The organism is Neobacillus sp. YIM B06451 (assembly GCF_032667185.1).
Lineage (GTDB): Bacteria > Bacillota > Bacilli > Bacillales > Cytobacillaceae > Bacillus_D.
This window is the reverse complement of the sequence record NZ_JAVFKJ010000001.1, coordinates 669393-695496: the sequence shown is the minus strand read 5'-3', so window position 1 is coordinate 695496 and position 26104 is coordinate 669393. Positions and strand designations below refer to the sequence as shown.

Below are 26104 nucleotides of genomic sequence, written 5' to 3'. Positions count from 1 at the left end.
TTAATACTTCCCAATATTCTTCGTATCCCGTTTAATTCCCGGGTTGCCTGGTACCCAGTTTGCGGGGACGCCCTCCCCTGTCATGCGGCCGTATTGGATTCCCTGTATAACGCGAGGGATTTCATAGACGTTACGGCCTACTTCAGGAGGGTAGACGAATTTGGCGCAGATTTTTCCTTCGGGGTCGATGATGACGGTTACCCGGAAGGCCGCGCCCGAAGATTCGTTCAGTGCCCGGTATGCCCGGCAGATTGTATGGGTCCGGTCGCTCAGCAAGGGAAATTGCACCTTCATCGCGGAGGGGGAAGTTTCTGTAAAAACTTTATGTGAGTATACACTGTCCGTGCAGATTGCCAGCACATCCGTGTTAATGGCTTTAAGCTGATCATGAATAGCAGCGACCGCTGCCAATTCTGTCGGTCAGACAAAGGTGAAATTACTAGAATAAAAGAAGAGTACCACCCATCGGCCTCGGTAATCGGCGAGGCGGATTTGCTTCATCTTCTTTTCGCGGTTGTCATAAGCCTCGGCCGTAAATAATGGCGCCGCATCGTTCGTATGTGCGCAAAATGGGAGGTCCCTTCCGCCTAACGTTTCCTTTTCGTTTGCCATGGCTGCACCCCTGCTATCCAGATTAGACTTAGAAATATAAAAATGCTGTTTTCCGGATAGTTTATGTTGGAACGCCAAAAACCGTACCAATGGACATTCTCGGTACGGTTTACGAACTTAATGGGTTTTTATTTTACCAAAAGCCTCAAAAACGGCTTCGTAATCATCTTTCTTGTCGGCCTTGAACGATGTGTTCAGGTAGGCTATCTTCCCTTCCGTATCCACGATAAAGACGGACCGTTTCGCGACAAGGCCTTTGTCATTGTAGACGCCGTAATCCTTAGCGGTTTGTTTTGTCCAGTCTGAAAGCAGCGGATACGGGAGTGTTCCCATGCTGGCGGCGAATACCCGGTGCGAGTGGATGTGGTCCACACTGATTGCCAAGATTTCCGCGTTCAGTTCTTCGAATCGTTTGTAATCCTCTTTCCAAGAGGCGATTTCCTTGATTCAGCCAGGCGTGAAGTCCATCCCATAAAACGCGACAAGCACATTCTTTTTTCCAAGATATTCAGACAGGGAAAGCTTTTCGGAAGTTGTTGCTTCCAAGGAGAATTCTGGTGCCTTGTCACCTATTTTCAAAGCAGCCTCCAAAAGGATTCCTCCTTCCATATTGATGGTGTTATTCTCCCCATTTTTCCCAACAATTAGCCTCTCCTCATAAAAGTCCGGCTCGTCTCATATCGTGTTAATATCGGGGGTGGGAGCGTGAGTACATTTTTACGGGGGACGGCAATCCTGATCATTGCCGCTTTTTTGAGCGAATGCGTGGAGTTTTTGGTGAATATGCAGCTGGCGAAGGAGCTTAAGGAGGAAGGCATGGGCCTTTACATGTCCGCCATGCCGGTCGTTTTCCTTATTTTTATCCTTGCAAGCCTGGAATTGCCGATTTCAATTTCAAAATACATAGCCGAACATAAACGGGACACCCATTTGAGCCTCTTAAAACATGCGTTGCGGCTTGGGCTTTTATCAACGATCTTTTTTATCATCATGGTCGGCGTGGCTGCTGCCATTCCGTCCGCGTTCAGCAGGTTTCCGGCGCATACCCACTGGCTTTTGTTTGCCCTTGTGCCGATCGCGGCTTTTTCGTCGATTGCCCGCGGCTACTTCATGGGAATCCAGCAGATGAGTAAAATTGCGATTTCGAATTTCTTGCGGAAGTTTGCGCAGCTTGGATTGCTCGTGGCTATTTTTCAGTTGTTTGATTCAAGCCTTGAAACCTCGCTCCTTATTGCGCTCGGAGCCTTGATTGGCAGCGAGCTGATTGTTTTTCTCTATCTATTCAGTTTTTTCCTGATTCAAGTACGGGTTTTAAAAACACAATCGCACGAGATTCTCTCTTCCAAACAGGCCCGGCAAAAGCTGATGGCGGTATCGGTCCCAACCGTCGGCCTCCGGATTTTTCAGTCGTTCGTCAATGCGGTCCAGCCTTTCCTCATTCAGCTAACACTTGTCCGGTCAGGGTTTACGTCACTCGCGGCAACTGAACATTTTGGGATGCTCATGGGCGTGGCGATGTCCATCGGGTTTTTCCCCGCGTTCATTGCACATTCGCTTATGGTTGCGTTGATTCCGAATGTTTCCGATGCATTCGCGCGTTCCGATTCGGCTAAGCTTCATGCTCTTTTGCGCCAGTCGATGTGGCTGACGATGCTGTACGGAACCGTTTCCGTTTTTGTCATGTACATGTTTTCCGGACAATTGGCGTCGCTGTTCTTTTCCTCCCCTTCCGCAGCCTATTATTTAAAAATGCTCTGGCCATGCTTCCTGTTTCATTTTTTCATCATCCCACTTCAGGCTTATTTAATCGGCGCTGGGCTGATCAAAGATGCATTCCTGCATAGCATTTGGGCAAATTCAATTACGTTTGCCGCCGTATTCGTATTCGGCTCCATGCCCGGTTTGAATATGGAAGGAGTCATCCTTGGAATGAATGCCGGAGCCGTACTTCAGGCGTTGCTTCATTACTTTACCGTTTGCAAGCGGATAGGCGTTCGGACATGGCTTGTGGCTGGAAAAATGCCCTGATAGGATGGTTAAACGAGTAAAAATTTTCCCAACAAATAAAATTTCAAATTTTCTAAAACTAGCAGGACAGCCACCCCTTAAATATGGTAATATTTAGTTATTCGTTTATAGGGGGTCAATCATGAGGAAAGTTTTATTGGCATTTTTATTTTTACTTAGTTCGACATTCTTTTTCAACACCGGACAGGCCTCAGCAGCAGATGCTTCTTTTTGCGCGCAATTTAAAGGCCAGTCAAAAATTTTCTGGAATGGGGTAGAGTTGAAGCCCGGCCAGATTGGCAGATTGACAGTTTTGCAGAATACGACGCTATACAAGGTCAGCGGCGAGCAAAAGACCGCTTCCAAAACCCTTAAAAAAGGCGAGTTTTACAGAATCTATGCTTTTAAGCCAGGCATGCTGAGCGTGGGCGGCGGCTATTACGTAAACCGTGATGCAAAAGTAAAGTATGAAACACCGAGCAAAGCTAAACTGGATGCGGTCAAGTGCATCAGCAATCCGGCTGGAACCACCACTCCAAAAGACAAAACTCTTACCGTTCAGGAAATTGTCTCCCTAAACGATGATAAAGTTGTTTTACTTAATGGTGTTGCGGGACAAGGCAGCGGCGTCCTTATTAGCAAGAGCCTGATTTTAACAAATGAACATGTCGTAAGCCATAACCCGAATATGACAGCACTCTTCCTTAACGGCCAGGAAATTGATATTGAAGGCGTCGTTGTAAAAGATGCTGACAAGGACCTTGCAATCGTCAAGCTTGCCACACCAGTATCGGTTAAACCAGCTACCATGGGAACAGTGAACAGCAGCAAAAAAGGCGACACAGTCGTTGCCATCGGAAGCCCGATTGGATTGCAGAATACTGTCTCCCAAGGGCTGATCAGCAGTTTCCGCAATGAAGATGGAGTCAGCCTGATCCAAACGTCAGCATCCATTTCATTTGGTAGCTCTGGCGGTGGATTGTTCAACACAAAAGGTGAATTGATCGGGATCACGACTGCCGGAATTTTTGGCACCAGCTTGAATTTCGCCATTTCCATTGACGAATCTTTTGTTTGGAAAAAATATCTGGCAACAGAACATAAAAGCATACCTCTTCTTCCAAAAGAAACATTGAAGGTTTACTTAAATGATGATATGTACGTTGGCATGACTAAGGAACAAGTGAAACAAGCTAACCTGGTCTACGGCAACCTAGCCGAGGAAACAGCGGATTATCTCGTTTTTGAGGAAATCTCCTATTACGATTACCCGGTAATTGAAGTTTACAATTTCAAAAATGGAAAATTGGATTCAGTAGCGGTAGTTTTCTTGATAGAGTTTAAGGACAATGCCGATGGAAAGGCATTCTTCGATGAAATTAAGGGCTACATTGAGGAAGATTGGGATGAAGCTGCAGATCGCGAGGATACCAATTGGGACGATAATATAATCGAAGCGACATGGAATGGGGATGACAGGGCTTCTGCGATGAGCCTGGTCGTATTTCCAGAGGAAGGCCAATTGGTTGCGTCATTAATTTTCCATGTAGAAAAGTAATAGTTGGTTATAAGGATAAACCCCCTCTCATTGCTGGAGGGGGTTTGTTTTTGTTTCTTATTAAGGGCCTTTACGAGAATTCCGCTTGTAACGGGCCTTAAGAACGATAATTACCTAACCTTCGAAATCTCCTCAAGGAGTGTATCAAGCGCATTTTGCTTGTAGGCGGCTTTCATTTTCATTTTCACATCGGCGCTTTTGTTCTTCAACTCCTCCAATGCGGTGAGAAGTGTTTCATCCGTCAGGTTTTCCTCGTTTAGTGTGAGGGAATAGCCTTTTTCCTCGAAAGATCGAGCATTCTGGATCTGGTCTCCCCTGCTTTGCTGGAGTGTCAGAGGGATGATCACCATTGGAATCTCGAGTGCGAGGAATTCGAAAATGGAATTCGAGCCCCCACGGGTGATGACCAAATCCGTTGTAGCTAGGATGTCGGGCAGCTCCCCATGGATGTATTCGAATTGCCTGTAGCCCTTCACAGACGCAAGGCTCTCATCCAAATTGCCCTTCCCGCAAATATGGGCAAGCTGAAAGTTTTCCAACAGCTGCGGCAGGACGCTTCTGACTGCCTCGTTAATTCGCTTGGCGCCAAGGCTTCCGCCCATTATCGTAATAACCGGTTTTCTTGAGTCAAATCCGAGATACTTCCTGCCTTTTTCAGCGGAGCCTTCAAGGATTTCCCTTCTAATTGGAGAGCCGATGGCGGTTGTTTTACTGGGGGGGAGATATTTCACCGTTTCATCAAATGAAGTAAAGATTTTTGTCGCAAACCGTTGTGAAATCTTATTGGCGAGCCCAGGAGTCAAGTCGCTCTCATGAATGAAAATTGGGATATTTAACGTACGTGCAGCAATGACCACAGGGACGCTGACAAAGCCTCCTTTTGAAAAAACAAGCCGGGGCTTCAATTTTTTCAAAATCCGCCGTGCTTCAAAGCATCCGCGGAGCACCCTGAAAATGTCCTTCGCGTTCTCCATGTCAAAATACCTGCGGAGCTTGCCGCTGCTGATGCCATGGTACGGAATGCCGGCTTTTTCGGCCAATTCCCTTTCAATCCCTTTTTTAGAGCCGATGTATTGGATATTCCATTTGTTTTTATCAAGTTCATTTATTAAGGCAAGGTTCGGGGTCACATGACCGGCAGTCCCCCCGCCTGTAAATACAATCGTCTTTTTTTTCATAATGCCTCCACTTTTTAATCACTGATGTTTTATATGTATGCTAAGCCTACTGCCCATTTTAACATCTTTTCCGGAATGAAGGGAAATCGCGAGCGTGTTGGAGGTTTTTTTCGAAAAATAACCCGCGGAATATCGCAGCGGGTTTAATGGGCATCTACATCCTAATATTTGTGGCTAGTTGAGAGCGTGCCTTTGTTACGGGAGGGTGCAGGCATTTTTAAAGTTTAATAAAATAGTAGTAGGAAGCGACTACGATCAGTACCAGGCTTGCCATAAGGATGGTGATCACGCCGTAAGCTTGGATTGCGGCTGGGGCAATTGGAACTAGCAGCATCAATATCCCTGCGATGACCAACACTTTGCCGCCGAACCGATGTGTCTTTTTCCAGACGTCCTCGTTCGCGAGCGTCCAAGGCGTACGAATCCCGAGGAAGTAGTTCGGCTTGAATTTCGGGCTAAGGTTGCCAATGAAAATGAACAGCAGGCCGACAAGGACAGGAATGGTGTTTTTGGAATTGACTAGGCCGAGGCTGCTCGTTATGACCATCGCCTGGAACAGGAAAAAAAAGAACAAGATTCCGTTTGTGATTCCGATATAATTGAACTTCTGAAAATTGACCTTCTTAGGATCGATTCTAGGCAGGAACATCATTAGAAGGTAAAGGAATACCATTGTTCCAGGAAGAATAAATACGCCGAAAGATTTAGGCCCGAATTGATCCGGCACCCCCTCGAAGTTCCAATGTGTTGGTATCCGGTCAGGTAAATAAGGGTACGCAATCCAAGTTCCAAGCACGGTTGCAAGCAAAATAATGATTCCTAACCAATATCGTTTCATGCTACTTCCCCGCCTCGTCTTTTGTTAAAAAATCCATAAACCAGGTGACAACATCTTCGAAAACGCTCGTGTTTAGCGAGTAGATCACTTGTTGGCCCCGCTTTTCCGAATCAACCAGGTTCGCCTGCTTCAATAAATTCAAATGATGTGAAATACTCGGCTTTGTCATGTCAAACTGGTCGGCGATCTCTCCAGCAGAAAGGTCATTCTGTTTCAGCAGATGCAGGATTTTTCTTCTGGTAGGATCGGATAGCGCCTTAAACGCATCATTCATCACAAACCCTCTTTCCGTAGGGGATTCTGTTTAAATTACAATTGATGAGTAAGAATATGTTGGAAATCTGTCAACTTGATTTAGATATTTAGATAAACTTCTAAATATTTCTACTTTCAGGATAATACTGGTACACCCAGAAGTCAATCAGTTATTTTAGATATTTAGACAAATTTCTAAATAATGTGCAAAAAAAGTTCCGGCGGGCTTACCGGACTTAGTTTTTGGTCTTGTGAAAGAAGATATCTCCGGCTTCACTTTTTCTTGCGAAGCGGAGAATCGACCCTGTTTCAATTTGACTGGCGTGAAGCAAGGAGGTGTTCCCTGATTATTTTGAGGTGCTATAGGAAGAGTAATTCCCTTGTTTCATTTTTGCGAAAAAGCAGTTTGGACAGCGGTTTTTAGTTCTTCAAGTAGCGGAAATGGTCCTTGGCTGCCGAGGCTGTCAATGAGGCTTCGGTAATACCATTCTTGTTTATCACGACCCCGATTGAACCTGCTCCAAACTTCATCGCCTCCCTGTTCGACGTCGTCCAAAATGGACGAGATGTTGTGTAGCTTGTCTGCACAGGCAACTGCCCGAATTTCGTTGCTGGTTGTTTTTAATAATTCAATAGTATGCTCTTTTCGCTCCTCCCAACTGAGCGTTTTGTCGGGTTCCGAGCATCCGGCTACCACTTCAGCAACATTCCGCCCAAATCTTGTTTCAATATCCTCTAATGTAGCATCCGTATCCTCGACCGTATCGTGCAAAATTCCAGCCGCGACTAGCTCTTCGCTGTACCCATGCTTTAAAAGCAGCATCCCGACCGCCACTGGATGAGTTATGTACGGCGTTTTCGTCCCCTTTCTATATTGCCCTTCATGCGCTTCGGCAGCGAAGCGGAGCGCCTTGTCAATTAGTTGCATGTAATTGCCTCCTTTTTAAAAATGGGATATATGCCTGTAAATAGGTTCTATATGATTTTATTCCATTTTATCGGGCGGAATCCTTTCTTGATTTTTAAAAAAATCTTAGCGCTCTTGGTTTCTTTCCATTGCTTGTGGTATAGTAGGTGAAGACAAGGAAGTGATACAATGATAAAAATTGAACTGCCGGCACCTGATGTCGTCCTGACGAGAAAAAAACAACTGGGCGAACCGGTGGAGGCCCCTATCAGCAGCAAATATGGCTTTACGGATTATAACCGGATTCCAAGGGACAAAGGCGGAATCATTCTGTTTTTTAACGCGGATGATGACCTGCTCTTTGTCGGAAAAGCCCGTAAACTCCGCCCGCGTGTAAAAAGGCATTTCGAGGACACAGTTTCACCTTTGAAAAACCACCGCGATGAGATCCACAAAATAGCCATACTGGTGGTCGATGAGCCAATGGACCGAGAAATTTACGAAACGTATGCCATCAACACCATGAAGGCGAAATACAACATCGACAAAGTGTTCTACAAATAGGAATGACGCCCCCGGTTACGGTGGCGTTTTTCTTTTGGAAGGATTTTATTCAATGTGTTGACTCAAATCAAAATGAGCGACAAAGATTCCTCCAAAAGCCCAAAAGCTGTCGCACAAATCACGTTGAGCGACAAAGATTTCTTCAAAAGCCCTAAAGCTGTCGCAGAATTCCCGTTGAGCGACAAAGATTTCTTCAAAAGCCCTAAAGCTGTCGCACAAATCCCGTTGAGCGACAAAGATTCCTTCAAAAGACCAAAAGCTGTCGCACAAATCCCGTTGAGCGACAAAGATTTCTTCAAAATCCCAAAAGCTGTCGCACAAATCCCGTTGAGGGACAAAGATTCCTTCAAAAGCCCAAAAGCTGTCGCACAAATCCCGTTGAGCGACAAAGATTCCTCCAAAAGCCTAAAAGCTGTCGCACAAATCCCGTTGAGCGACAAAGATTTCTTCAAAAGCCCTAAAGCTGTCGCACAAATCCCGTTGAGGAACGGCGATGAACAACGCAATAGCTGTCCCGCCAAAACAAGAGTATAGAAAATAAGTCTTCATTTTCTCAAGCTTATCCTCCTCCGCTTTCCGGATCGATATTAGAATAGAATCGCCCAAACTGCAAAATTTAAATAAGATACTTCTATTGGAAATTAGGTGATGGTGTGGATTTTATTTGGCAGTCGGCAGTTTTGATTGTTGTGGGGATTATCCTTTTGAAAATTGCAGGTCGGAAATCCATATCACAGTTGACCTTGGCCCAGACGGTTGTGATGCTTTCAATTGGTATGATCATCGTACAGCCGGTTGTTCAAAATAGTTTGATTAAAACCATTATCGTTTCGACTTTTTTTATCTTGTCAGTCGTCATCATTGAATATATGCAGGTAAAATCGAACGTTATGGAAAAATTCATCACTGGAAAAGCAAAGTTGATTATTAAAAACGGCGAGCTTGATACAAAAACGATGCGTAAACTGCGGATTACGGTTGACCAGCTTGAGATGCGGCTGAGGATACACGGGGTTTCGAATATAAACGATATAAAGAATGCTTCCCTTGAGGTTAATGGGGAGCTTGGATACGAGCTGAAGGATGATGCGAAGCCTTTGACCGTGGGCGAATTTAAAAAATTGATGGATATGTATTTTCCGGGAGTTCAGCCTGCCCAGACCCCTTCTGGAGGAAAAGAAGGATTAAATCTTTTTGAGGAGCTTGATGGAGAGGAAAAAAAGAATCAGGATTATCTTCAGTGAAGCATTAAAATGAAAAGCCGCCCCAATTTTCATGGAGGCGGCCATTTTAAAAGGAGAAATAGTGCGATTATAGATATTTTTTAAGTGTTTCTTGCAGTGTTCCTTTCGTTTCGGCCTTATCAGAGAAGTTAACGCCGGAGTGGACCATTTCCTTGACAAGGTCCGGGCGCATACCTGTAATAATTGCTTTACATCCCATCATTTCAACGCCTTTCAAAACCCTTAGGAAATGGTCAATTACGTCCAATTCCATTGTGGCGATCCCGGATAAGTCGATTACAAGGGATTGTACCTTTTGGTTTCCAACTTCAATGAGGACTTTTTCCTCAATCGTCCGCATCCGATAGGCATCAATCAAGCCAATGAGCGGCAATACGGAAACTGTGGGGCTAACAGGAATGATTGGAACAGAAAGATGCTCCACCAATTTGCGCTGAGCATTCAAAAGCTCATCTTTGAATGTTGAATAACTTAGGAAGAAATTATTCAGAAATTGGTCGATTTTGTCATTGATTTTCTTTTCGAGAACAAAGAAGTCCTCCTTTTCCAGGAAGCTTTCACTGTTTTCGTCAAAACGAGCAATGAATTGCCATAGAGTCCGCCGGATTGCTTGGATCCATTCAAGTTTGAAGGAAAGAGTCAGCGCATGCTCCGCCCAGATCATTCCCTCCTGCTCAGCAAATTGAATTAATTCGGCTTCTTTTTCTTCAACAACGTAATTGACGAGCTTCTCCGCATTTTTCAAGAGATCAATGTTACCTTGCCTAAGGATATCATTAATCTTGGAGGCCACCCCAACCGCTTCGGACAACAGCATTCCCTTAAACTCTTCACGGTTCTCAAAAACGTATTCCCATATCTGGTTACCTAGATTGTATGTTGATACCATTATATTCTCCCTCGACAATGTAATTTTCACATGAACATAGTGTTAATGAAAGTATACAATAGCCTTTCCGATTTTAAAAAAAGAAAGGCTTGTTATTTATAGACAAGGAACTATTTACCTATTTTTACGTAATTATTCCAATGAAAATCGTTTAAAAAACCAAAACTTTGCCCTTTGGCATCCTTCCTGTTTTTAAGTATTATCAGCAAGCCACTTCGCTTGTTGACTGCCTAGTAACAAAAGAGGCTGTTGGATTTCTCTTATTCTAACCTGCAGGTGAACCTCATACTTAAGGTACTTTATTTGTTCAAATTTTACAAAAATATGTATATATGAGATTAACCATTGCAAACAGGCATTTTAAAACTTATTATTTAAATATAGTGGTTTATTTTGGAATTTGTGTAAATGTTCTTCCAAATGGTTTATCCTTTCTATTTTCTTTGTTTGGCTCTTGTTTCTATATACCCTATTCCAATAAGGAGATGTTCATTTTGGCCAAAAAAATCGCTCTTGCTGCCGTTATTCTTTTGGCAGCTGGGATATTGGCTTTCTTTAATCCAACCGAAAACGACTATATCGCTTATTCGAATGAGTACATGTTTGACTCCCATCCGGACGAAATCGAAAAAACCAACCTTCTGGTATTATCGATTTATACGCCGGTAATCGATGAAAAATATGGGATTTCCCACCTCGGGATCATGGGCCAGTTCATCGAGCTTTCTGAAGAGAACTTTAACTTGCCGATATGGGTTGAATTCTTTTTCCGCTAAAACATAAGAGAGGACTGCCGGCACAGCCAGGCAGTCTTTTTTAAAAATAACTATTGCGGTTCATCCTTGAAACGTATACCCCGCCGGCGCACCCAACAAACGCGCCACCCCTCCTTTGTGGTACGGCATGAGCGAGTCGGCTGTCTGATAATCCATCCAACTGATTTCGGTGATTTCGTTTGGATGAAGAATGGTTACCTCACCACTAGTAGCCTTAACTTCAAACGTAAAAAACAAAACGTGGTTGCCCCTGTCCGGCCGGAATGCCTCATTAACAGCCAGAAGCCTTCCTGCTTCGGCTTCAAGGCCTGTTTCTTCCATTACTTCTCGGATAAGTGCCTCGGTTAAGGTTTCGCCCTTTTCCACTGCACCACCTGGAAGGGTCCAACCCGCTCCTTCATTTCTTACCATCAGCACTTTCTTTTCTTCGTTAACGATTAATCCATATACCACATCGACTCGTTCCATAGTGTCTCCCCACTCAATATTTTATTTCTCCATACTTAAGTATGATATAACTGAAATAAGAACGCTATTTTGAAGAGGCTTGACTGATAATCGTGTGCAGCTGATTGCTACGCCGTAATGCATAATTTGGTTTAGAGATTGAGACTCGAATTGCGAAGTCAAATTTTCCTAAAAAAATCCTTAGAACGGATTGGAGAAGCCACTTGTCATAATTTCGCCATACTTTTGTTGCGTTTGCAGGCGTGCGAGCCACTAAAGTCCTATGGTTATAGTGTAAAATAGAGCGTGTACCGGACATAGCCAGGGTGCCTGGCACTTAACTACTTTTGAAAAGGGGACAGCATATGAAGAAGTTATTGTTTATACTTATTGGGTTATTGGCGTTTGCATTGGCGGCGTGTTCCGATGCGAAGGATAATGATAAGAGTGCGGGCGATGATCTACCGAAGATGGTCGAGGTTACGATCCTGCTTCCAGATAAAATCGACCCGAATGTGGAGACTGAAATCAAGGCGCATGTCACTCAGGATGGCAAAAATGTTGAGGATGCGAACGAGGTTAAGTTTGAGGTTTTTAAGAACGGCGACAAAGAGCATGAGATGATTGAAGCAAACCATGCTGGCGATGGCATTTATTCGATTAAGAAGACGTTTGCCGAGGCTGGCAATTATGTGGTGATCAGCCATGTGACCGCCCGGGATATGCATACAATGCCAAAGAAGGAGTTTGTTGTTGGCAATCCTTCAGAAGAAAGCGCGGATGGGAACGAGTCAGGCGTTGGACATGAGTCTGCGGATGGACACAATCATGGGCATGGGCATGGCTCCGCAGTTGAGATTGACTTTCCGGTGGCTTCGGCTGCTGCCGGCCAGGAAACACTTTTAACAGCGGCCATCAAGCATGATGACAAGCCGCTGTCAGGCGCAAGGGTTAGGTTTGAAGTGTGGAAGGATGGCGTTGAAAAACATGAATTCCTCTCTGCGGCGGAAACGGCTGAAGGCACATATGAGTTAAAGCATGCCTTCTCTTCCGCCGGCGACTGGACGGTCAATGTGCATGTTGAAAAAGGAAAAGACCTTCATGAGCATCAGGAAAAAATCGTTACTGTAAAATAACAGCCTAAAACCAGCTAGCAAAGGCTTAACAGGGTCGGTTTTGAAGTACAAAATTTAAATTAACAATGCTTTTCGCACAGAAAGTCGCACTTGAATTAGCAGGTACTTTAATAGGCACATTAGCATGAAAAAAGCTCAGAAAAATTCTGGGCTTTTTTAATATATGTGTGTTGTTAAACATAAGTACCAGTTGCTCAATCAGAAGCTTTGGCAATTATCTTATTTTTAAGGAAAAACACTGTCCAAAATACAACCAGGTATAGAAAACCTATAATTGAATAAATAGACCAAATCGCACCTTGTTGTAACTGAGCAACTAAGTGTTCAAATTCATTCATACCCTCCGCTCTTCCAACACTATTTAACATACTAATAATAGGAACTGTAATGGTTAGAACAATTGCAATAATCGACAGACCTAACATCCTTTTTCGAAAAATATTTAAAATTCCAGTTCCTAATGTTAGAAATAAAAATAAATAATAAATTATCCAGACCCAACTAGGAAGAGTCTCCCAATACATATTCCACCTCTTTTGATTTATCTTCCTCAACTCTATTTTACCATCAAATTTCCATTAAAATGATAAAATCCATCTTTTCTTGTTCAACAAACCTCCCCGTTCGATAATGAATTTATCAAAAGGTTCCTCAATCCTTCTTGGATCAACACAAAGGACGATAACCAATTTTATGGCTATCGTCCTTTTTTCTTCTACTGAACAGTAAGTCCGAACTGCGTAATAGAAAATCCATATACTTCCACTTTCTTAAATGTTATAATCCTTTCAACTATACATTTAAGGTCGTGTTAAAAATGATCAAATACTTCCTTACTTTCTCTAGGATTTCTTTAGGTTTAATATTCCTAATTGCAGGTATTAATGGTTATTTTGTAATTTTTAATTTAGAACCCTTTATTGCAACAAGTCCAGAAGCAATGGCATTATTTGAGTTTCAATATCTACTTATCTTTGAAAAATCATTAGAGGTTATTTGTGGTTTATTGCTGTTAATAAATCGGTTTGTCCCGCTAGCCCTTTTAATTTTGTCGCCAATTATCGGTAACATTCTTTTACTTCATATATTCCTCGATCATTCTTTACTCTTTTTAGCTATTTTACTTGTTATTTTGCATGGTTTTATGTTGTTCTGTTACAGAAAAAATTTTATAGCGATATTTGAAAAATAAATGCAATCCATAAGGTTTGTGTTTACTTCACAGTATTTGTCTACTGCTACCCATCTATGACTTGCTTATTAAACAATTTTGCCCTTTAGCACAATAAAATGTTTAGTGATTGTATATCATACTTTTTAAGAAATCAATTTTTATAATATCTTTATTATTATTTTTATCTGCTCGGTAACTATCCTTCGATGAAGACTCGTAAACAGTTAGATATTGCTTAGGGCTTAGTAAATAATACTTTACTTCTCCCTTTTGATATAATTCTAAATCCTCTAATTGTACTCCTGCAAAATCTGGTAACGTGTCAGTAATACCAAATTCAACGGATAACCCTTCTCTAGAAAACTCATGCTCATGTAAATCAATGAGACTATATCCCATTGAATTCATGATTTTCATAATATCATCCCATTTAAATATTGATAATTCAGGCGGCACTTCCCATCCTCTTTTATCACCTGGTACATGAATATCTAAGTCTTGGGCATCCCAACTTTTCCCTGTAACGACTTCTAAACCAACTGAACCCATTAACAATGGAATAATTTCAATATCATTTAGTTTCTTTGCAATTTTAATAAACTGATTAAACTTGTTATTATCCATTTACTCCTCCACCTTTTTCTAATTACAACATAACTATGTTCAACAATCCTGCACCTTTAGTTAAATAAGCCTCCTAGTCATTTTAACATAAATATCCAGAATCCCATCTTCATTTTAGCACATCGTTTCGCTTGCAATTAACAGCCGAATTCGAAGGCTGACAGGAACTTCTGGAACTAACTAAAAGGGGGGTGAATTCGAGTGCAAAACCCCCTTAAATTTATTTGAAATCTTGATGATTCAACAAAAATTAGTTTTTGTACTCGAAAACCGAACCCGTTAGGCTTAGGCATGCTGGTTTTTTTGTTGGGTGGATTTTTAGAGGCAAATGCGAACCATCCTTTCTCACATATGGTAAAATGTGTTTCATCAGGAACATACGGGGAAAGTAGGTTGAAGAGAATGTTAGACACAATCCAATTTGTCGGGGTTGACAGCACAAATTTACAGGATGAAGGTTGCTTCTGCCTTCGCTCCAAGCCAAATTCAACAGGATACAAGAACAAGAATCATTGGCTTATGGAAAGGTTTGAGGAAGGGTTAAAATACATAAAGTTGCTGGAAAACGGCAAAGCTGCCGGCTTTATTGAATACGCACCGATTGAATATTCATCTCGGGTCGTTTTAGGCGAAAATTATACGGTCATCCATTGTCTTTGGGTTTCCGGTACGGGTAAAGGCTATGCCAGCAAGCTAATAGCTAAATGCATACAGGATGCGAGGCAGAATCAAAAAGCTGGCGTGATCGTCATTACAAACCCGGACACTTCCTGGACTCCGGGCAAGGATGTTTTTTTAAAAAATGGCTTTATTGAAATTGGCCACGGGCCGTTTGGATTTGAGTTACTGGTTTTAAAATTCGATGATTCTCCGGATCCTTATTTTCCAAATGATTGGGATGAGCGTCTGAAACGTTTCTCAAACTTAACAATCCTCCGGACGCAGCAGTGCCCATTCGTGGACATCGCAACCGAAAATGTTGTCATGGCCGCATCAAAACTTGGCGTCCAGGCTGAAATCATTGATATACAAAACCGGGAAGAATTACTTCGGCTTTCTCCCACCCCGTATGGAATTTATGGGGCTGTATTTAAACAGCAGCTGATTTCTTTCCATCGGCTTACAGTCCATTCTGCGATGAAACGTTTAAAGATGTTGTTGTAATATAAAAAACGCCCGGAAGGTCCAGGCGTTTTGTAATCATTCCTTATTTCAATTCAACTTTAGTTGCTGTCTTCGTTACCCCATCATCCGTGTAAGTTACGGTCATTTCCTGGTCAGGCTCAGTGTTTTCAAGCTGTTTGAAAATGGTTTGGTCAATTTGCAGGGAAATTGCTTCGCCGTTTTTGTCAGTTACTTCAATTGTATGGTTATCCGCAAGGCCGACATATGTTACGTCTTCTGTAACGGTTTGATTGGCATCAGCTTTGCTGTCTCCAGGCCATTCAACTCTTGTTACCTTTTTAAGCTCTTCCGCACCTTTTGCCACCGGCCAAACTTCGAGAGTGTATTGGCCTTTTGCAAGTCCTTTGAATCCTTCCGACGCATCGATTTCAATCTCAAGGCTGTCAGATGGCTTCACTTTCTTCTCGGTTACAGCCTGGGCGAACATTTTGTCCTGGGAGTATGTGTATACTACATTACCTGAGCTGTCTTTAATTTGGTAATCGTACACCTGGGATGTTCCGTGCTCAAGCACTACTTCCTGGTCGCTCGTATTTTTTAACGTAAGCTTGTATTTTACATCGTCCTGGGAGCTGCTTTCCTGGTCAAGTGATGCATCGATTGCCTCTTTCGGATCCGCAACGGTTTCCTTATTCACAGAACCACCCGTATTGACAACTTTTTTCTCGGCACCTTCATCTTTTGACCCGCAAGCCGTCACTACGATTGCGAGAAGGAGAACTGCTGCTGTTTTTAAAATAGCTTTCATCATGTCGTTTACCACCTTTATGTGTTTGATATTATGTTAGACGGAGGCAGGATTAGAAAGTTACATTCGAATAGCAAATTAAGTCTAATGGCCTTTTTAATTTCCAATCCCTTCTAAAGAAGTTTATAATAGTAAAAAGGGAAGGAGTTGTATGAATGAAACTTAAATCTTTTATCGTTGTCATATCCGCATTCATTGGAACGGCTGGCATCCTGTACGCAATCGGGCATGCATTTACGATTACGCCGCTCATGTTCCGGCATGAATTCACCTCAGATTCAGGTGGTTTCAACATGACATCAGGTTCTTTTCTTCCGGTTCTGATTGGGCTCCTGGCAAGCTTTATTGCTGAAAAATGCTATCTTTATAAAGTAAAGAAAAATCTTGGCTGATGAAGGCCAAGATTTTTTTATAGGCAATTTGATTGGCCCGGATGCGAAAAGCCAGCCTGAATTACTGCGCCCGACCCTTTATCCAACTGGCTTTTATCCAGTTTGTTTTATTCCAGCTGCCCTCACAGCCTTATAAACCCCAAAAAGAAACACAGCCATTGCAATCGCCCAAAAAAAGCCCGCCAGCCCGATATTCAGGGAGGCCTCCTCCGATTGCATCATTTCCGGAACGCCGCTCCTTACAACGTTAATTGCCTCAAGGAGATAATAGCCTACGGGCAAAAGGAGTATCAAAAAGACGATGAATGGAATTATTTTAGCTGATTTATACCGGATCATGATAAAAACAAGCAAAAGTATCGAGATCGCCATTACCCCATAAAAACCAATCGCTAGCATCCCTGGCACTTCCTGCTCGAGAGGCATCCTCGTTCCCTCCTAGCCATTTTCTCAATCTTACCAAATTTTTCTCTAGAGGCCGAATCTTTTACATCTATTGCCCGTATCCTACTCAAGGGGGAGTGATAAATATGGAGAACAAAGGATGCATCAAATGCGGCAGCAGGAACGCTGGGTCAAAGGATGTTGCAATGACTGGCACCGGCCTTTCGAAAATGTTTGATATTCAGAAAAACACATTTACCGTGATTTATTGCAGAAACTGCGGCTATTCCGAGTTTTACAACAAGAATACAAGCATGGGCTCCAATCTTCTCGACCTGTTCTTTGGTGGTTGAACTTCAGTCAGTTACCACAACCGGGGCTTCCATGTGGGAGGCCTTTTTATGATGAATCTTTTTTCAAAAAATCGGTTCGTTGGTCGAAGTTTTGCTCCTAAAAACCCATAAGCCTGTTCCTTGAACACGGTTTTCGAACCTGCTTACGTGCTGGGAGTTTCATAAGTAAAATAATTTTAACACATTAATAATTTCAGGATAAAACCGAGAAACTTCCGGATAAGACGGAAAAACTCCAGGATAAAACCGAAAAACCTCCGGGAATCGCTAGCGGTCTGCTAGCAAACAGCAAGCATTTTGCTAGCAAATACCTAAAGGGCAGCTAACTGCTCCTGCGCCATAGGAAATGCGACGATACTATCACCAGATCGTCGCAAAGCAGCGTGATGCTATTCATGAAGTTTTTTCATGTAGGAATTCCTAGGCTTTGCGGTCACTTAGAATGGTGTGTATGTCCCTTGCCGTCATGTCCACTGCCTGCTTGAATGTATCGACGTTGTTTTTTTTCCAAAAATCAAAGACCTTAAGCAACGCGTTCCGATCATACACTTGGTTGGCGAATGTTTTATAAAAATAAATAAGGAGAACATTGACGATTTCGGATGGCTGTTTATTTTTTGCAAGCACGCGCCTGAGGGCCAGCAAATCCAGGCCGCGGACATTGCCCCCGGTAACGGTGTGAAGTACTTCGTAAGGGCTAGAATGCCTGCAACTTTCGTATAAGTTCATTTCTTTCTCATCGAGCACCATGCCCGCTCCCCCGCTCTTTTAAATTGCTTTCTAGTTTCATTATAAACGGGGTGAACCAGGGTTTCCTATACTACTATAGCAGTTTTATGGTACTACCTAAGTACTAACTTTTAAAAATTTCAATATCCCCTATCATCGACTCGCCATTTATCGGTTTTACTGTCTCTTATTAAGATCCAGCTCCAGCCGGTATGGGTAGAATTTGGCTCAAGGGTTACGTCTGCGCCCCAGGATCTCACTTTAAAATTTGAAAACAACACAATAACATTTTCCGGTTTAACGCCGTTTGATGCTCCCCTGCCATTTTTCATATACCCCTCAATCTCTGCCTCGGATTCTTTCTCGGAATACCAAACATCCGTTAATTCACATCCCCTAAAGCTCCAAAATTTCCTCTTTACAGCTTTTACCGCATCATTTATTTCTTCAGTCGAAAACTTATCGGATTTTTCGATACTCACGTTAGTATTATGGGTTTTGCCAATTTGTGTGTAAAACAAAATTGCAATTACGAAAACAATAATACCAAATATAATTCTGGCTCTTTTCATACCAAAACCCCTTTATTATCGAGTTGGCGTGTTCAATAATTGAAGTACCGGCGCTGTATAGCTATCGAATTTCTCTTTATCACCGAGGCTGATCCATGCGGCTTCCAAGATGTCGGTGTTTGCTTCGTGTTCCATGTCGACATGGAGGCTGCCGCTAATGATTTCCGCTTCAAACGTAAACTTGGAGCTGTTTTTTACAAGAAGCCTTATTATCGCGACGTCATAGCCGGTTTCTTCTTTAACCTCCCTAATGCATGCTTGCTCGGGTGTTTCATCACCCTCAATCCCGCCACCAGGAAAATTCCAAACAATATCGCCCCTTTGGACATATTGTTTTACCATAAGGACTTGTCCATTTTTTAATATCACGCCCTGTGAAATCATTTGTACACCTTATTTCCATCTAATTCGCAGGCTGTTTCTTCAAGCAGTTCCTTGAACCAAATCATGCATTGATATGTATCTTTCCAGTCAGTTTTGTCCTCGATTCCCCAGCAGGCGTACAGGGTCGAGAGCGAAACGGCAGCTTTTAAAAGCAATTTCCGGTCCATTGAAACTTCGTTGCAAATCAAATCTATTCTAAGTTTTAACAATTCTTTTGGATTGGGCTTTTCATTTACATAGTTTACAAGGAAGGAGATGATGTCAAAATACGGGTGCCCGATTACCCCTTTCGGATCGATTGCCACCCAGCCGCGGCCTTCCGCATAGAGGATGTTCTCATGATGCAAGTCGCCATGGAGAAGCTGCTCCTCCCCTAATCCAGCCAGCTCTTTGAAAAATGATGCCGCCGTATCGACTGCTTCAAATGGAATCGGCTCTCCGCCTTCCGGGAACATTGCTTTGTACCTGTCTAGTCCGGAAGCCCAATCCTTGACTGACGGGAAGTTGACTCCTGCGGGAATTGGCGTCCGGATTTTTCTCCAAACATTGATGTATTCCCTTGTCACCTGCTCCTCGTCCTCTAAAGTGGACAGGTTGTGACCCGGTAGTAGCCGCTCAAGCAGCATGGCTCCGTTTTCGGCATCCTCAACGAGCAGCTTTACAAAAGAGTTCCCTTTATATGCCTTAACGGCCCGGACTTCATTCTTGAATTCCCCATTCGCTACGCCTAGCTTCAGGATGACTGGGGTTCCTTTTATGTCTTTCGCCTTTGTCACGTAATTATAGGAAAGATTCGGGACCGGCCCTTCAATGACAAGATTCCATTTCTCGGAGTAATGTCTGATTTGGCCTTCCAAGCCCGCGAGCCACTTTTCCCCTGCCTCCCCAAACGCACCCGTGATCTTCCTAATAAAATCCTCTGGCAAGTCCAATCTTTTAGTACTCATACTCGACTCTCCCTTTTAATGTTCAATGCCAGGCGCCATGCTGGAACAAAACAGGGCCACTTTTGGCGCCTGGCAACTTTATTTCTTTTTCCAATCGGGATTGGCGGATTGGATGAATTGTTCAATTTCCCCTGGCTGGAGTTGCCCTTCGAGAATTTCGTAATAGGCTCCGTTTAGTTTAAGCGGGTTGGTGAATGTGATGGTAACGAGCTTTTTGTTTCCGTTGTAAAAGTCGGCTAAATGGAGCCAGCCAACACTTTTCTCATGGTTTTTCTCTTTTTTCACAACATATCCGTCGAGCTTCTCTAAAAACTCGTCAATTTTCCCAGCATCTTCAAGGCTGAATGGCTGATTCATTCCCCTACCGTCACGGAAAACAATTTTTGTCGTGTTGCCCAAATCCACGTCAACAGCTTCGGAAACGGTGATTTCTTTATTTTTCTCTTTACCCGAGGCGATGTGAAAAAGCAATAATGCAAGCAAAATAGCAACGAGGACCACAAACCACTTTTTGTTCAGGAAATTGCTTTGGTTCGCTTTTTTCCTCAAAGGAATCCCCCCGTAAATTCACTTATTAGAGTACTACTATTCACCAATTCACCCCTGTATTCCTCCTTGCCGTTTTTCAGAGGGCGTGCACCATCAAATCCTCGCTGTAAAGCTTACCGTCAAGATTCAATGCAGACTGGTCGACCCCGTACGTAACAAATCCTAGTGATTCGTACAATTTCTTTGCTGGAATGTTTGTCGACGTGACGGCGAGATAAACGTGAGTAACCCCCTCCATCTCCCTGGCCAAGTCAAGCGCTGAACCAACGAGTTTTTTCCCCGCTCCCGACCTTCTATACTCGGGCGCAACATACATGGCGACAATGTTCACCCTGTGCTTGAACTTCTTTTTCGTCTCCGGGAAAAGTGTCACCGTTCCCGCCAATTCACCAGCGAAAAATGCTCCAAGCGTTACTGCGGGGCCATTCCTGAACCTGTCCTCAAAAAAGGATAGCGGATATTCGTGTTCTTCCTCATAGCTTGATCCAAACGCCTCGGGATGGGCGCGCAACGCCTCCAGCCTAATTGTTCTGTATCGGGCGGCGTCATCAGGGGTAAGTTTTCTAATCTCCATTTTTAGGCCCTCTTTTCGTTTTCGTAAAAATAGATTAAGCTAGAATTTTCTTTCCCTATTATTACAGACCTTACCGTAAAACCACGTGTGCTGACACCGTGGGTGTAAGGGCAACGCTTAAGACTGGTCTTTTGACCATCCTATGCATCGTTTGCGAACATATGTTTCAGTATGATAAAATAGATTTATAAAATGGGAGCGAGCCTAGATAGAACTTAGGTGGTAAATATGTGTGAATACAACACTTTAAATCATTGTAAGTTTCTAGTTCATTACCATATTAAATCCCAAACTTAAAGAAGTTTAATTCCCGATGTGGGGTTTTCTAGAGCGAGGTATATTTTGTAATACAGCTGGTAGGGTAAGCGAAGCACCGGTAAAACGATATATACAGGGCAAAAGACTAAAATTTTATAGAAAGGAGTATGGTTTATATGAATAAAGCAAAAGAAAAAAAGACACGGAAAAAGAATTCGCCTTCCGAATTCAAAAAAATGTTGAATGTCATTCGCAAAATACATACTCCTCTTCATATTATTGAGGTCGAACTTGGTGTTTTGCCTTTTCAACACTACAGAATGAACCGAATTGGTGAGCACTTACGAATCATTAGAAATACTGTGTTAAGTGAACTATACAAAAACTATCTACAAATGGTTCGAACGAAAAAATATAAAGTGTTGTTAAAACGATACTGTTCGGTATCGGGTGAAATAAGAAAAACCGCCGATGATGCTAAATTATTGAAAAAAGAACTTAATCACCTAAAAGACCAACTTTCAGAATTACGAGATTCCTATAATGTCACATTTGATTTTGCCAGAAATTATGGTGCTGGGCTGCGAGAAAAGAAGTTTCATTTGCCGGACGCTGTGACCGTTTGGTCCGTGTGTGAAATGGCGTGGAGCACGATGGAAAAAATATTGTTTAGTAACGGAGAAAAACCATATTTTTATAATAAAGGTGATTTCATTACCTTTCAAGGAAAACAAGCAGACCGCTGTATTATCTTAAAACACAACAAGAAGACGAATCATTTCTATGTTAGCTACAATGGCATGAACTTCCCTTTGAAAATCAAGGAGAACGATTTATTCATTTCAGAAACTCTTTCCCACATTCGAAATTACATGGTGAATGGCGCTGAAATTGACCAATTAAATGTAGACCTACACTTAACAGGTCAGGCTATCCTTCCTACTTATCGGATTCGCAACAACCGAATCGTAAGAAAAGAAATCAGAGGCAAAATCAGATATTTTATTCAAATCATTCTAGAAGGCAATCCTGTGCCCAAGCGTAAAAAGGACGGTTCTTTTCGCCATACTTACGGTACAGGGCGAATCGGCGGGGACATTGGTACTCAGTCCATGGGAATTGTTTCAAAGGACCAGGTACTCTTGAAAAATTTAGCCGAACGTTCTTCAAAAACATTTCATACCGAACAAAAGATTGTAAATATTCAACGATATCTAGACCGTTCCCGAAGAGCGACGAATCCAAAAAACTATAACATCGACGGAACGATAAAAAAAGGAAAGAAAGAATGGATATTTTCAAAGAAATATAAAAAAGCTCGAATGAAATTACGCAATCTACACCGAAAAGCAGCCTATAACAGAAAGTACGCACACAATGAAGACATTAATCGATTGCGATCCGCAGGGGATGAATTGATTATCGAAACCATGAATATCAAAGGGCTGCAGAAGAAATCAAAAACCTCTGGCAAAAACGAGAATATAGGGAAATGGAAACGAAGAACACGCTTTGGCAAAAGTATTTTGAGACGAAGTCCCGGCTATTTTATTAAACAAGCCAAATATCGGTTTACCTTAACCGGCGGAAAAGTCAGCGAAATTAATACGTGGACATTTAAAGCATCCCAATACGACCACATGTTAAATACAACTAATAAAAAGCATTTATCGAAACGATGGCATGTTTTACCTGATGGAGCCAAAATTCAACGCGATTTATATTCATCGTTTTTACTCTATTGTACAGACGCTGAAGGACAAAAGCCCGACCCTGAACGGTGTCAAACTGAATTTGAAAACTTTCAACTATTACATGACAAATGTATCCAACAAATTAAAAACAACGGTATAATGGTCTTAAATAGCGGCATTAAAATATCTTGAAACAAATCTGGGGGTATGATTTAACCTCCATTTTCGAAAGAAAAGAAAACAAACGCCAATGTGGTCAACGGACTGCTTGTTTGTTGGTTTTCACCCCTATAGCTAGTGCGTAACGCCGATGGGAGCTTGACTCCATGTACGCTTGCGAGAAACTATATGTGAAAACCCGAGGGCTCGCCCTGTAGAGTAAATCAGACAATTTTTAGTATTAAGCCAATTTTATGGGAGATGAGGAGAGAGCACAATGGCTAGTGTAGAAACTTTTTTGCAAGAGCTCAATGGGGAAATGGAATCGCTTTTAAAAAACGTCACTCAAACAAGCTGGATGGCCCAGACGACTGGAGACCCTGAATGGGCCGAGAAGCTGACAAAAGCAAGCACGGCGTTCAGCTTGTTTTTCGCCAACAAGGATACATATGAGAAAGCGAAGCAATTTTTAAAAGAAGAAGGCCTTACCGAGGTTCAGAAGCGACAGCTTGAACTGTTAACCAACAGCATGAAGCGGAACCAGCTCCCTGAAGAGATTCTCGCGGACCTGTCAAAGCGGTCCTCGGAACTGAATTTGCGCTTCAACACTTATTCACCGGAAGTGGATGGCAAAGCTTACTCAGCCAATGACATCCGCGACGTGCTGACGAATAGCGAAGACCTTGAGCTCCGCAAAAAGGTTTGGTTCGCGAGCAAGGAAGTTGGCCGCGAAGTCGAAAAGGATTTGATCGAGCTTGTTAAAAAGCGGAACGAGGCCGCGCGCCTGCTTGGCTATACCAATTATTACGAAATGGCGTTCGAGCTTCAGGAGCTGGACCAAAATGAAGTCATGGGCATTTTCAAGGACTTTGTTGAGCAGTCGGATGCTACGTACCGTTCGATGAAAGCCGAGCTTGATGGCCGTCTGGCGGAGAAGTTCGGAATTGATGTGTCGGAAATCCGCCCGTGGCACTATGTCGATCCATTTTTCCAGGAAGCGCCTCCTTCCGATGCCACAAACCTTGACCGATTTTACAAGGGGAAGGACCTTGTGCAGCTGACGTCCGACACGTTCAATGCGATGGGCATCGACATTACCGACCTTTATGAAAAGAGTGACCTGTACCCGCGCGAAAAGAAAAACCCGACCGCGTTCTGTACCGATATTGACCGCGCCGGCGACGTCCGCGTCCTGTGCAACTTGACGGAAACGGCGTACTGGATGGAAACGAACCTCCACGAATTCGGCCATGCGGCGTATTTTAAGTATATTGATTCAAGCCTGCCATTCAGCCTCCGCTCCTACAGCCATACGCTGACAACCGAAGCAATCGCGATGCTTTTTGGAAAAATGGGCAAGGATCCGCGCTGGCTGTCTAGGTTCCTCGGCCTTGACGAAGCGACAATTTCCGAACTGGCGCCGGAGCTGGAAAAATACCAGCAGCTGCAAATGCTCATTTCCGCGCGCTGGATCATTACGTTCGTCTTTTTTGAAAAAGAGCTTTATGACAATCCTGATCAGGATTTGAATTCGCTTTGGTGGAAAACCGTTCAGGAAATCCAGCTCGTCACTCCGCCGGATGATGTTGACAATCCTGATTGGGCGGCGAAAATTCATTTTACGCTCGCGCCGGTTTACTATCATAATTACGCGTTAGGCGAGTTGACCGCGGCCCAGCTTCAGCGCTACATTGAGCGGACAATTTCTGAGGATTTCTTTACTGAAGAAACCGGGAAGCTGTTGATTGAGGAGTATTTCAAGCCGGGCGCGCTTTACCCGTGGAATGAAAAAATCGCCCGGGTGACAGGCGAAAAGTTGAATCCACAGTATTTTGTTGAGTTGTATTGCTAAAGTTTAATACCCCGGGCCGGTTTATACGGCTTGGGGTTTTTTGTTTTTGTGTGGCTGACGAGGTCTGGCTGATTCGGTTTTTTCGTATTTCCTTTCCTTTTTTAATGCGTGTTTTTGTCAACGTACTTACCGTAATCAGGGACGGCAATCTGATCAAATTCATTGACGAGTTTTTTCAGGCTCGAAGTAAGCAATTCTCCCGACATGGGCAGCCCGTGGCCAGTAACAGCAACCGACGGATTTAATGCGTCCAGTTTAATGACTGATTCCTTGGCGGCTCGCCAGTCTGTTGTAAGATAGCGGGGAGGCCCGCTTATTTCTTGTTCTTGGGTGAACACTTTATACAGGTATTCCTGTTTCACCATTACAAATGCATCTCCAGCGATTAAGGCGCGGTCTTTTTCCCGGAATAATGATACATGGCCTGGAGTATGTCCCGGGGTATGGATCCATTTAAACCCTGGCATATGTGGAACAGTGCCATCATCAGGTAGCGTCTGGACGTTGTTCCCTAAGTCAATCGGTTCAGTAGGAAACAGAGGCGACATTTTCGCCACCATTCCCCCTTCAACCGTAGGATCCGGATCGGGATAGCTTTTCTGGCCAGTCAGGAAAGGCATTTCCAACTGATGGGCATAGACCGGAACATCCCATTGGTTCACGAGTTCGATTATTCCCCCGACATGGTCAAAGTGCCCGTGGGTCAAGATAATTGCTTTTGGTCGGCTGTTTGCGCCAAATCGTTCTTCGGTGGCAGAAATAATTTCGTCCGCAGACTCAGGCATTCCGGCATCCACCAAAACAAAATCACCCGTTTCTGGATTCCCGACTAACAAGATGTTGACAATTTGGATCGTATAACAAAATAAATCCGGCAATATTTGAATCCCCATTCCATTCCCAATTGAAGTGGCCGGAATGAATTTGTAATCACTTCCATAGTTCATTTGTATATCCATTGGATTTCCTCCTTTAGTTACTTCATTGCCTTCGGTTATTGTGTCCTATTTTTTAAATTCCTAAGATTGTCACGGATCTGATTTTAGCGTGAAATAAACCGGGTTCATTTAAGAGCCATCAGCAAAAAAGAGCACCCCGGCAGAACCTAGCCGGGA

Annotated in this window: 32 protein-coding genes; 13 read left to right on the top strand and 19 right to left on the bottom strand. The window is 43.1% G+C overall.

Annotated features, from left to right (window positions below):
* Positions 1-612 (bottom strand): peroxiredoxin, encoded by a 612-nt coding sequence (locus tag RB160_RS03395; RefSeq protein WP_316568791.1) that lies wholly within the window; start codon positions 610-612, stop codon positions 1-3.
* A gap of 117 nt (positions 613-729) precedes the next feature.
* Positions 730-1221: a redoxin domain-containing protein gene (locus RB160_RS03390; RefSeq protein ID WP_316568790.1), complete on the bottom strand. Its 492-nt coding sequence runs from the start codon at positions 1219-1221 to the stop codon at positions 730-732.
* Between the two features lie 96 nt (positions 1222-1317).
* Between RB160_RS03390 and RB160_RS03385 the strand changes: the two genes are divergently transcribed.
* Complete coding sequence (locus RB160_RS03385) at positions 1318-2640, top strand: oligosaccharide flippase family protein (protein ID WP_316568789.1); 1323 nt, start codon at positions 1318-1320, stop codon at positions 2638-2640.
* Between the two features lie 121 nt (positions 2641-2761).
* Positions 2762-4177, top strand: a complete 1416-nt coding sequence (locus RB160_RS03380) for a S1C family serine protease (RefSeq protein ID WP_316568788.1) — start codon at positions 2762-2764, stop codon at positions 4175-4177.
* A 110-nt stretch (positions 4178-4287) separates the two neighbouring features.
* Here RB160_RS03380 and RB160_RS03375 read toward each other — a convergent pair whose 3' ends face one another.
* The 4 genes from RB160_RS03375 to RB160_RS03360 all read right to left on the bottom strand — a co-directional run bounded on the left by RB160_RS03375 (position 4288) and on the right by RB160_RS03360 (position 7376).
* On the bottom strand, positions 4288-5355 hold the full coding sequence (locus RB160_RS03375) for an undecaprenyldiphospho-muramoylpentapeptide beta-N-acetylglucosaminyltransferase (protein ID WP_316568787.1): 1068 nt from the start codon (positions 5353-5355) through the stop codon (positions 4288-4290).
* Between the two features lie 217 nt (positions 5356-5572).
* A complete protein-coding gene (locus RB160_RS03370; RefSeq protein ID WP_316568786.1) occupies positions 5573-6193 on the bottom strand; it encodes an SdpI family protein in 621 nt (206 codons plus the stop codon).
* A gap of 1 nt (position 6194) precedes the next feature.
* Positions 6195-6467, bottom strand: a complete 273-nt coding sequence (locus RB160_RS03365) for an autorepressor SdpR family transcription factor (RefSeq protein WP_316568785.1) — start codon at positions 6465-6467, stop codon at positions 6195-6197.
* A gap of 366 nt (positions 6468-6833) precedes the next feature.
* On the bottom strand, positions 6834-7376 hold the full coding sequence (locus RB160_RS03360; RefSeq protein WP_316568784.1) for an HD domain-containing protein: 543 nt from the start codon (positions 7374-7376) through the stop codon (positions 6834-6836).
* Positions 7377-7544: 168 nt separating this feature from the next.
* Between RB160_RS03360 and RB160_RS03355 the strand changes: the two genes are divergently transcribed.
* From RB160_RS03355 to RB160_RS03345, 3 genes are all read left to right on the top strand, one after another.
* Entirely contained in the window at positions 7545-7919 is a 375-nt protein-coding gene (locus RB160_RS03355) for a nucleotide excision repair endonuclease (protein ID WP_316568783.1), read from the top strand.
* 54 nt (positions 7920-7973) lie between these two features.
* Complete coding sequence (locus tag RB160_RS03350) at positions 7974-8453, top strand: hypothetical protein (RefSeq protein WP_316568782.1); 480 nt, start codon at positions 7974-7976, stop codon at positions 8451-8453.
* Positions 8454-8572: 119 nt separating this feature from the next.
* The gene (locus RB160_RS03345; RefSeq protein ID WP_316568781.1) at positions 8573-9163 is read left to right on the top strand and encodes a DUF421 domain-containing protein; all 591 of its coding nucleotides are present in this window, start codon (positions 8573-8575) and stop codon (positions 9161-9163) included.
* A 67-nt stretch (positions 9164-9230) separates the two neighbouring features.
* On the opposite strand, the gene RB160_RS03340 is transcribed toward RB160_RS03345, so the two are convergent.
* Positions 9231-10052: an STAS domain-containing protein gene (locus tag RB160_RS03340; RefSeq protein ID WP_316568780.1), complete on the bottom strand. Its 822-nt coding sequence runs from the start codon at positions 10050-10052 to the stop codon at positions 9231-9233.
* A 494-nt stretch (positions 10053-10546) separates the two neighbouring features.
* Here RB160_RS03340 and RB160_RS03335 point away from each other — a divergent pair, with 494 nt between their 5' ends.
* A complete protein-coding gene (locus RB160_RS03335; protein WP_316568779.1) occupies positions 10547-10828 on the top strand; it encodes a hypothetical protein in 282 nt (93 codons plus the stop codon).
* Between the two features lie 60 nt (positions 10829-10888).
* On the opposite strand, the gene RB160_RS03330 is transcribed toward RB160_RS03335, so the two are convergent.
* On the bottom strand, positions 10889-11296 hold the full coding sequence (locus RB160_RS03330; protein WP_316568778.1) for an NUDIX hydrolase: 408 nt from the start codon (positions 11294-11296) through the stop codon (positions 10889-10891).
* Positions 11297-11640: 344 nt separating this feature from the next.
* Between RB160_RS03330 and RB160_RS03325 the strand changes: the two genes are divergently transcribed.
* Entirely contained in the window at positions 11641-12411 is a 771-nt protein-coding gene (locus tag RB160_RS03325; RefSeq protein ID WP_316568777.1) for a FixH family protein, read from the top strand.
* A gap of 194 nt (positions 12412-12605) precedes the next feature.
* Here the strand turns inward: RB160_RS03325 and RB160_RS03320 are convergent, their stop codons facing one another.
* Positions 12606-12935, bottom strand: coding sequence for a hypothetical protein (locus tag RB160_RS03320; protein ID WP_316568776.1), 330 nt, complete (start codon positions 12933-12935; stop codon positions 12606-12608).
* Between the two features lie 293 nt (positions 12936-13228).
* On the opposite strand from RB160_RS03320, the gene RB160_RS03315 reads away from it, so the two are divergent.
* The gene (locus RB160_RS03315) at positions 13229-13603 is read left to right on the top strand and encodes a hypothetical protein (RefSeq protein WP_316568775.1); all 375 of its coding nucleotides are present in this window, start codon (positions 13229-13231) and stop codon (positions 13601-13603) included.
* A gap of 102 nt (positions 13604-13705) precedes the next feature.
* On the opposite strand, the gene RB160_RS03310 is transcribed toward RB160_RS03315, so the two are convergent.
* Positions 13706-14209, bottom strand: a complete 504-nt coding sequence (locus tag RB160_RS03310; RefSeq protein ID WP_316568774.1) for a phosphoribosylanthranilate isomerase — start codon at positions 14207-14209, stop codon at positions 13706-13708.
* 402 nt (positions 14210-14611) lie between these two features.
* On the opposite strand from RB160_RS03310, the gene RB160_RS03305 reads away from it, so the two are divergent.
* Positions 14612-15373, top strand: coding sequence for a GNAT family N-acetyltransferase (locus tag RB160_RS03305; protein ID WP_316569051.1), 762 nt, complete (start codon positions 14612-14614; stop codon positions 15371-15373).
* Positions 15374-15416: 43 nt separating this feature from the next.
* On the opposite strand, the gene RB160_RS03300 is transcribed toward RB160_RS03305, so the two are convergent.
* Positions 15417-16145: a BsuPI-related putative proteinase inhibitor gene (locus RB160_RS03300; protein WP_316568773.1), complete on the bottom strand. Its 729-nt coding sequence runs from the start codon at positions 16143-16145 to the stop codon at positions 15417-15419.
* A 152-nt stretch (positions 16146-16297) separates the two neighbouring features.
* Here RB160_RS03300 and RB160_RS03295 point away from each other — a divergent pair, with 152 nt between their 5' ends.
* Positions 16298-16534, top strand: coding sequence for a hypothetical protein (locus RB160_RS03295; protein WP_316568772.1), 237 nt, complete (start codon positions 16298-16300; stop codon positions 16532-16534).
* 93 nt (positions 16535-16627) lie between these two features.
* Here RB160_RS03295 and RB160_RS03290 read toward each other — a convergent pair whose 3' ends face one another.
* Positions 16628-16960, bottom strand: a complete 333-nt coding sequence (locus tag RB160_RS03290) for a hypothetical protein (protein WP_316568771.1) — start codon at positions 16958-16960, stop codon at positions 16628-16630.
* Positions 16961-17064: 104 nt separating this feature from the next.
* On the opposite strand from RB160_RS03290, the gene RB160_RS03285 reads away from it, so the two are divergent.
* Positions 17065-17271 (top strand): zinc ribbon domain-containing protein, encoded by a 207-nt coding sequence (locus RB160_RS03285; protein WP_316568770.1) that lies wholly within the window; start codon positions 17065-17067, stop codon positions 17269-17271.
* A gap of 420 nt (positions 17272-17691) precedes the next feature.
* Here the strand turns inward: RB160_RS03285 and RB160_RS03280 are convergent, their stop codons facing one another.
* From RB160_RS03280 to RB160_RS03255, 6 genes are all read right to left on the bottom strand, one after another.
* A complete protein-coding gene (locus RB160_RS03280) occupies positions 17692-18021 on the bottom strand; it encodes a hypothetical protein (RefSeq protein WP_316568769.1) in 330 nt (109 codons plus the stop codon).
* A 119-nt stretch (positions 18022-18140) separates the two neighbouring features.
* Complete coding sequence (locus RB160_RS03275; protein WP_316568768.1) at positions 18141-18572, bottom strand: DUF4829 domain-containing protein; 432 nt, start codon at positions 18570-18572, stop codon at positions 18141-18143.
* A 15-nt stretch (positions 18573-18587) separates the two neighbouring features.
* On the bottom strand, positions 18588-18956 hold the full coding sequence (locus RB160_RS03270) for an NUDIX hydrolase (protein WP_316568767.1): 369 nt from the start codon (positions 18954-18956) through the stop codon (positions 18588-18590).
* Positions 18953-19903, bottom strand: a complete 951-nt coding sequence (locus RB160_RS03265) for an aminoglycoside phosphotransferase family protein (protein WP_316568766.1) — start codon at positions 19901-19903, stop codon at positions 18953-18955. Before RB160_RS03265 ends, RB160_RS03270 begins: the two co-directional genes overlap by 4 nt.
* A gap of 78 nt (positions 19904-19981) precedes the next feature.
* Entirely contained in the window at positions 19982-20452 is a 471-nt protein-coding gene (locus RB160_RS03260) for a hypothetical protein (RefSeq protein WP_316568765.1), read from the bottom strand.
* A 76-nt stretch (positions 20453-20528) separates the two neighbouring features.
* Positions 20529-21026 carry a GNAT family N-acetyltransferase gene (locus tag RB160_RS03255; protein WP_316568764.1) on the bottom strand — a complete coding sequence of 166 codons (498 nt, stop codon included), beginning with the start codon at positions 21024-21026 and terminating at the stop codon, positions 20529-20531.
* A 434-nt stretch (positions 21027-21460) separates the two neighbouring features.
* Here RB160_RS03255 and RB160_RS03250 point away from each other — a divergent pair, with 434 nt between their 5' ends.
* Positions 21461-23170 carry a hypothetical protein gene (locus tag RB160_RS03250; RefSeq protein ID WP_316568763.1) on the top strand — a complete coding sequence of 570 codons (1710 nt, stop codon included), beginning with the start codon at positions 21461-21463 and terminating at the stop codon, positions 23168-23170.
* A gap of 244 nt (positions 23171-23414) precedes the next feature.
* Complete coding sequence (locus RB160_RS03245; RefSeq protein ID WP_316568762.1) at positions 23415-24989, top strand: M2 family metallopeptidase; 1575 nt, start codon at positions 23415-23417, stop codon at positions 24987-24989.
* A 101-nt stretch (positions 24990-25090) separates the two neighbouring features.
* Here the strand turns inward: RB160_RS03245 and RB160_RS03240 are convergent, their stop codons facing one another.
* Entirely contained in the window at positions 25091-25948 is an 858-nt protein-coding gene (locus RB160_RS03240) for an MBL fold metallo-hydrolase (RefSeq protein WP_316568761.1), read from the bottom strand.
* Positions 25949-26104: the final 156 nt, after the last annotated feature.